Genomic DNA, 7,135 nt, shown 5'->3' on the forward strand with positions numbered 1-7,135 from the left:
TGCAATCTCTCCTTAATTATATTCTTTGTTTATCAATTACTCTTAACTTAACCAATCAACTATAATATAACTTTATGCTCTGTTATGTTTTTATTTATATCAAAATATTATATTTCACTAAGTCTTTAATTACTTTTGAGAACACGTATACTTCCGATTTATAGACATTATGAGTATTTATATTGTTGCTCATTAACTATAGTAAAAATATTATTTAAATTCACTAAAGTTTCTGTCTTCATAATACCTATAACGTCTATAACTTATTGAGTCACCCATATGATTGACAAATTCCTCATTTTCAATAAAATTCTTTATATCTTCATATAATGAAATCAAACCCTTATCACAATTCATAAAAAATCCCCCTTCACTCCTAACCAAAGCCCTAACCGGATTCTCCCTAGCCAACCTAACCCACTTCTTCCTATCCCAACTTTCAAAATCCTTCGTACTCTTATCCCTAAGCATATCCACCCTATTACTACCCTTCCTATAAAACTCATAAAAGCTCCTATAAACATCCTCTTCATCAATTTCCATCTTAACCTTTCCCCCATTATAAAATGCAAGGAAAACAGGAATCTTATAGCTCTTACTCATCTTTGTAGTTTCAATCATTTTAATAAAGTCATGTCCTATGCTATTAAATAAAGTTTCTTCACTTTCAAATAATTCTCCATTTTCTTTTAAGAATCCTAAATAATCATTAAAAGGATTTAGTTCACTTTTGTTTCTTTTTATTGCTGAATATATTTCATCATCTATATTATTGAAAAATTCAACTCTGCTTGGTCTATGTCCTACAACTTCTTTTATTCTTAAGAATTCTTCTAAAATCCTATCTTTGATATTCATCTCTTTAGCAGCCATTCTCTTAAATACATCTATAATTCTAAAATCAAAATCCACTCTGCAATCTTCTGGATATTCATCTTCATTAAGAATTCCTTTTTTTGCTTCAATTCTAGAATAAGTTTTTCCACTTAATAAGAATGGCAAAAGGTCTGCTTTTTTATAATTTCCTATGAAATCTAGGACATTTAAATATTTTTTATCCTTATGCTTTCTGAGTCCTCTTCCTAACTGCTGCAAAAATACTGTTGGAGACTGAGTTGGTCTTAGGAACATTACCATATCAATTGCAGGTATATCTAAACCTTCATTAAACATATCTACAGAAAATATAACCTTTATTTCTCCCTTGGTTAATTTATTTACTGCTTCTGTTCTGTTTTCTGAGTATTCTCCATTTTCTCCACTATATACTGCAACCGCGGTTACTCCATTTTCACAAAAATATTTTGCCATATACTCTGCATGCTTTTTCGAACTACAAAAACCTAAAGCTCTACCAGAATTATATTTTTCATAATGCTTTAAGATTAATTCTCCTCTTTTATCCAGCATTAAAGCTTCTTCTAATTCTTTATCATTGTATTTTCCATTTTTGAATTCTATATTTTCGTAATCTACCATTTGATCATAAATTCCATAATATCTAAAAGGTAAAAGATATCCTTTATTAATTGCATCACTAAGCCTTATTTCATAAACAGTATTATAATCACAAAGAGAAAATACATCCTTTGAATCAAGTCTTTCAGGTGTTGCAGTTAAGCCAAGTAAGAATTTAGGTGTAAAATAATCTATTATTTTTCTGTAATTACTTGATACTGCATGATGAAATTCATCTATTACTATGTAATCAAAATAATCTCTTTTAAAATATTCTTCCTTTAAATATTCCTCTTTCCCCAAGGTTTGTACTAATGCAAATATCATTTCTTTATCATTATCCTTAGTACCATTATAAAAGAATCCAATATCCTCAGACTTCCTAACATTTTTAAAGCTTCTAGCTGCCTGTTTAATTATTTCTTCTCTATGAGCAACAAACAAAACTCTTTCAGCCTTCATTGAATCAAAAGCAGCAAGGTATGTCTTTCCTATTCCCGTAGCAGCCACTACTAACCCTTTATCAAAGCCTTCTTCCCTTGAATTCTCCAATTCATATAAAGCTTCTATCTGTGCTCCCTTTGGCTCAAAAAGTTCTACAACCTTATTCCTTTCACTTTCTTTTGGTTCAAGCACAAAATCATCTTCATTAATTTCATTTTCTTTAGCCCTTTCAAGATCCTTATAAACCTGTGGTCTTTTCCAATTCTTTGAGTAATCCTTCATAACCTCATCATTTATAATTTCAGAATAATTATTAAATAAATTCTCAAATTCACCATAAAAATCATTAAAATCTTCAGGATTTTGTGAACGCAGAAACCTGTAATTCCATTCAATAGAATCTGTTAAAGCTCCCCTTGAAAGATTAGATGATCCTATATAAATTTCACTATCCTTTTCAGTATGGAAAATATAAGACTTAGGATGAAAAGATTTGCTCTGAACATTATAAAATCTTAAATCCACTTTATCCTTAAGTGCACCCTTAAGCATATAAAGAGCTGTTGGAGATGTGATCTTTAAATAACTTCCTGTTAAAATTCTTATACTTACATTTCTATCTATGGCTTCTTTTAAATCCTCTAAAATCATTTTAACTCCAGAATCCATAAGAAAAGAAACTATTATATCAATAGCCTTTGCCTTTTTAATGCTTTCCTTTAATTTAATGTATAACTGATTTTCATTTCCTGTACTTGCATTTTTAAACTCACATACCTTTGTATTTTCATTAGCAAAAACAGCTTCTTTTTCCCTTATATCCAATTTATCATCTTCAAGTTTCTTAAGGCTACTCATAAAATTCCCCTCATTTTTCATTTTCTAACATTATATACAAATATTTTACCACATCAGCCAACTTTCTTCCATTGAAATTATGCTGTTTACATACTTTTATTAACGTAAATAAGCCAACTACTTGCAATTCCTACAAGTAGTTAGCTTATTTATACCTTACCTTCTAAAACTTTTTTAAACTATTAACATTAACTAATCTTTCTATAACTCCAAGTAACTCATATTTAACACCTAGTAATACTTAAAATTTTTCCTTCGAAAATTATTTAACTTCCCTACTTATATCTATATGAATTCTATAAATTGTCCAATAATATTTCCCATGATTTGCCACTATATGCTATTAGTTAATTGTGGTACAATATCCAATGTAAATACAATAACCACAGAAGGATGGCTGTGGAGGTTTTGAACATTTTATCCTCCTTGGGCTATTAGTGAATTATTTCATTATAGCTAAAGGGGGTGGTATTGGATATGTTAGACACTTTTATAAAATGTATATCGATTGTTTATGTAATTAGATTAATTTTAAAGCATAATCTTTTCATACATCATTTAAAAATTAAGGTTAAGTTTCTTGGCCTTGATTTAGAAGTTAAAACCAAAGAAAAAAGTGCCCCATCCCAACAAGATAAGCACTTTTTCTAAGATTTAATATTTAGAATTAAAATCTAATCTAATAGCCCTAAAACAAAATAAATGTTCTAAGGATTGCTTAGTGTTACTAGCACTAAGCATTTCTTATTTATATTATATCAGATTTTATTAAAATTAATACATATTTTTAATAAAATTTACGCATCTTCATCACACATGCTTTTTCTTTTAGAATTTATTTAAACGCATTACTTAATTATATACAAATATTACTCTGATTTATCCACTAAATGCAGATCTCATGGCAATACAGTTTCCTTATTCAAATATAACCTATCCCATTCATTTCTCAAATCTTCCTCTAATGCAGCAATGTCAATGCTATTTTGTTTATATATTGCTCTAATTTCCATAAGTCCTGCGAAAGCCAATCTCTTCCACGCTACAAAATTAAGGTGTAATGCAAACAATAAAATCTGTCCTTTTGAACGAGCTGCTGCATCTATTCCATCAACTAAACATAATACTCCATGCCCTGTTAATAGCATTCTTCGTAACTCTGGATGACTGCCAATAGGAATACATTCCTTCCAACTCTTATCAGAGTAAAATCTACTTTTTATAGACCATGATAATCTAATTGATATCTCATTAATGGCAAATGGTATACCATAAGATACTTTTGAAAGCTCAAGAGGTTATTGTAACTTTCACCCATTATAATGCAAAAAACAAGAGTTTACTCTACATAAACTCTTGTTTTTTGTATTATATTAACTAATCTATAAATATTTTTATTAAAAATATTTCTTTAATTCCTCAATAGACTCCATATCAAATATTTATACGCCTATAATTTCTATAGCCTCTTCTGACATATCCTCTAATTTTTTTCTATATTCTATTGGAAGTATCTTAAACTTCTTTATCAATTGTTTAATTAAAAGATCTGCTTTTCCTTCTTTCTTAGCACCATTCAATCTATTTTGCTCATCCATAATAGCAAGTTCTCTTAAATCAATTAATTTTCTAAGCTCTTCATCTGAACCTATGTTATATAGTGCATCCATTGCCTCTTTAATTTCACTATCAGTTTTCGCCATATCTTGAATTTCCTTTCCACTTGGATTTGCTAAAAAAGTTAACCATTTATGAAGCTTATCGTTATAAATCTTATGGGTATTATTGAATTTAGGCAATTCAATAAATATAATTTCACATAAATCACTTAATATTTTCTTCGTTATTTTATTATGATATAAATAATTATTAATAAAATTATCTTCTTCTAAATAATTAAAATTTAAAATATTTATAGTAATAGTTCTGCTTAAGGCTGAATAATCTTAACCTTTTTTTAGTTAATCAATTGAATTTCCGCATTAATGTTCATGGAAGTTTCCATAATCTCAAACAAAACTTCCATATACATCAGCTAATTCATCTAAATTCTTATCTTCTAAAAATTCATTATCTTATTCTTGTAATTTTTCTTCACCAGCTACAATTAAAGTTTCACATTCGCATCCTTCTACCCTTATTATTTCTGGGATTTTATCTCTTAATATTTTATTCAATACTGGTTGAATAATTCTAGCCTCAAAATCCTCATTTGTAATTAATTCTATACTATGAGAAATTTCATTATTTATTAAAATATTATTTATCTCATCAAAGCACACGGAAATAACATTCACATTTTTGGAACTCATTTTAGGTAATGCAAAAATTGTTTTATTATATCCATCTTGAAAATATGCTAAAATACACAGAGTACTTATAAAACATTTCCTTATAATATGTTGCATTATTTCTTCCATTGAATCATAGTTTAATTCAAGGTCATAATAATTATAATTTACAGCAATAATTGAAACTGATTTTTCTCTTAACGATATCCCTAAAGCACTTGTCTCCCATTGCTGTAATGACTTTTCTAATGGTAGTTTACTTTCATAAATCTTATATCCATATTTCTTGTAAAAATAAACATTCATGCGCCTTATTATTTGTTTTAATTTATTTTCCTTTGATAAATTCCATGACTCTGAAGCTGCTTTCCAATTAGTTTCTATAATTGTATAATTTTCAATATGTTTCAACCATAAATAAATCAAAATTTTTCCTGGCACAAGACTTTTAATATTAATAATTTTATTAATTCTCATATCTTCTTCCAAATTAACACTCCATCCTTCTATTGTCCTTTCATCACAAGCTTCATTGAAAACAACATTTTTTATTACAAATTCCACCTAACAATAAGTAAATTTATCTCATGTATATACTTTACCACATTATCCTATTTTTTCAAAAATCAATTTTTTTTAACTTAACTATTTTTTCTACTCTTCCATATTTACCTCTTAAAAATTTTTTTAAATTTCTTTATTCTAATATCAAAAAAGCATCTAATCGCACTTAAAGTTTCCTTTTTTTAATTCTTATTAATCCGAACTTCTCTCAAACCCGCATGTTTCCTATAAATATTTATATATTTACCTATTTATCTATATTCATATTTTCCTATAAAAACATATTCCTATTTTTATACCTTTCTATTTAACTATAAACCTATAAAACTTTTTAAATATATTCCTATAAACCTATATTCCTATAAAACTATAAACCAATTTACCTATGAACATAGTTTTCTATAAACATATATAACTATTTTTATTTTTTTCTATTTTCCTATTTATATATTTTTATTTTTTCATATATATTAATTGAAGGCATAATTTTTATACTGTAACAATAGATAAACAAAGCCTTTACGAAAATAACTTAAGGAGGTACAAACTATGGGAAGCTCAATTAAAAAATCAAGAAAAAAGTCTGAAATTAAAAATGATTTTGAATTTGATGAAGATGACGATATAGAGGTATGTAATTTTTCTGAAGGTGAACCTATATTAGAAGGAACACTTTTACGCTCTTTTGTCTTTGATGATTCTACTGATGAACCAATTGAAGTTGATTTGACTTCTGCAAATGCTGCTCCTATTGGTACAAAAACTTCCAATATTGAAGCTAATGAAAATTCCACCAATGAAACTGCTTCAAATTTAAACAATAAAGAAACATCTTCAAAACCTAAAGCTAAAGAAGATATTACAGATTACAGATTTTCAAAAAGCAATCCTCTTGGTAGGACTCCCCCTGTTGACGGTGAAGCTTTTGACATGGTTAGGTCTTATACTTTAAGACGCTCAACCGTTAGAATCTTAAGTAAAATCAAAGCAATTCACCTAGATGATAATGTTTATTTAAATACAATTGTTGATGAAGCTATTCGCCATTATTATGAACATCTTAAAAATAGCAATGTATAAAAAAGGAGTACCTATTTTAGATACTCCTATACTAAACTTATTATTTAATTGCTTTTAACTGTGCTATATCATTCCAATTCTTAGATGTGACTAATTCCATAGTATTTAGGCCTTTTGCATATTATCTATTTTATTTACTACTTGAATATGATTATTAGCACTTTTGCCTTCAAAATCAGTAAATTGATCTTTAAACGACTTTATATATGATTTCATTTCTTTAATATCAGCCTTGATTGGTTCAAGTTCCACCTTTAATTCTTCTTTAAACATTTCTCTTAATGCTTCTAACATTTCTTTATCCAAATTTAATCACCTCACATTATTGTTGAGTAAAATAATTATATCATGGATATTAATGTATTTATATAGTATATTCTTTCCAAGTTTGAGTCAAGTAAAAGTTGGCAATAATTTCGCTCGATTTATTATCCATTATT

General features: G+C 27.5%; 6 protein-coding genes and 1 pseudogene. 2 read left to right on the forward strand and 5 right to left on the reverse strand.

The window, feature by feature from the left end:
* Positions 1-210 precede the first annotated feature (210 nt).
* Positions 211-2,760, reverse strand: a complete 2,550-nt coding sequence (locus GXK56_RS25230; protein WP_160692681.1) for a DEAD/DEAH box helicase family protein — start codon at positions 2,758-2,760, stop codon at positions 211-213.
* 471 nt (positions 2,761-3,231) lie between these two features.
* Here GXK56_RS25230 and GXK56_RS28425 point away from each other — a divergent pair, with 471 nt between their 5' ends.
* Complete coding sequence (locus GXK56_RS28425; RefSeq protein WP_202127946.1) at positions 3,232-3,411, forward strand: hypothetical protein; 180 nt, start codon at positions 3,232-3,234, stop codon at positions 3,409-3,411.
* A 248-nt stretch (positions 3,412-3,659) separates the two neighbouring features.
* On the opposite strand, the gene GXK56_RS25235 is transcribed toward GXK56_RS28425, so the two are convergent.
* The 3 genes and pseudogenes from GXK56_RS25235 to GXK56_RS28430 all read right to left on the reverse strand — a co-directional run bounded on the left by GXK56_RS25235 (position 3,660) and on the right by GXK56_RS28430 (position 5,615).
* Positions 3,660-3,908, reverse strand: a complete 249-nt coding sequence (locus GXK56_RS25235; protein WP_160692683.1) for a hypothetical protein — start codon at positions 3,906-3,908, stop codon at positions 3,660-3,662.
* A gap of 294 nt (positions 3,909-4,202) precedes the next feature.
* Positions 4,203-4,691: pseudogene (locus GXK56_RS25240) on the reverse strand (PD-(D/E)XK nuclease family transposase); the annotation flags it as partial.
* Between the two features lie 144 nt (positions 4,692-4,835).
* On the reverse strand, positions 4,836-5,615 hold the full coding sequence (locus GXK56_RS28430) for a hypothetical protein (protein WP_243156269.1): 780 nt from the start codon (positions 5,613-5,615) through the stop codon (positions 4,836-4,838).
* Positions 5,616-6,164: 549 nt separating this feature from the next.
* Here GXK56_RS28430 and GXK56_RS25250 point away from each other — a divergent pair.
* Entirely contained in the window at positions 6,165-6,695 is a 531-nt protein-coding gene (locus GXK56_RS25250) for a hypothetical protein (RefSeq protein ID WP_160692685.1), read from the forward strand.
* A 105-nt stretch (positions 6,696-6,800) separates the two neighbouring features.
* Here GXK56_RS25250 and GXK56_RS25255 read toward each other — a convergent pair whose 3' ends face one another.
* A complete protein-coding gene (locus GXK56_RS25255; RefSeq protein ID WP_160692687.1) occupies positions 6,801-7,001 on the reverse strand; it encodes a hypothetical protein in 201 nt (66 codons plus the stop codon).
* Between the last annotated feature and the right edge of the window lie 134 nt (positions 7,002-7,135).

Source organism: Clostridium sp. C2-6-12 (genome assembly GCF_009928485.1).
Taxonomy (GTDB): domain Bacteria; phylum Bacillota; class Clostridia; order Clostridiales; family Clostridiaceae; genus Clostridium.

What these genes read in the sequence shown, in the direction of transcription:
- GXK56_RS25230 (WP_160692681.1), bottom strand. Translation starts at nt 2,760, where the DNA reads ATGAGTAGCCTTAAGAAACTTGAAGATGATAAATTGGATATAAGGGAA.
- GXK56_RS25235 (WP_160692683.1), bottom strand. Translation starts at nt 3,908, where the DNA reads ATGCTATTAACAGGGCATGGAGTATTATGTTTAGTTGATGGAATAGAT.
- GXK56_RS25250 (WP_160692685.1), top strand. Translation starts at nt 6,165, where the DNA reads ATGGGAAGCTCAATTAAAAAATCAAGAAAAAAGTCTGAAATTAAAAAT.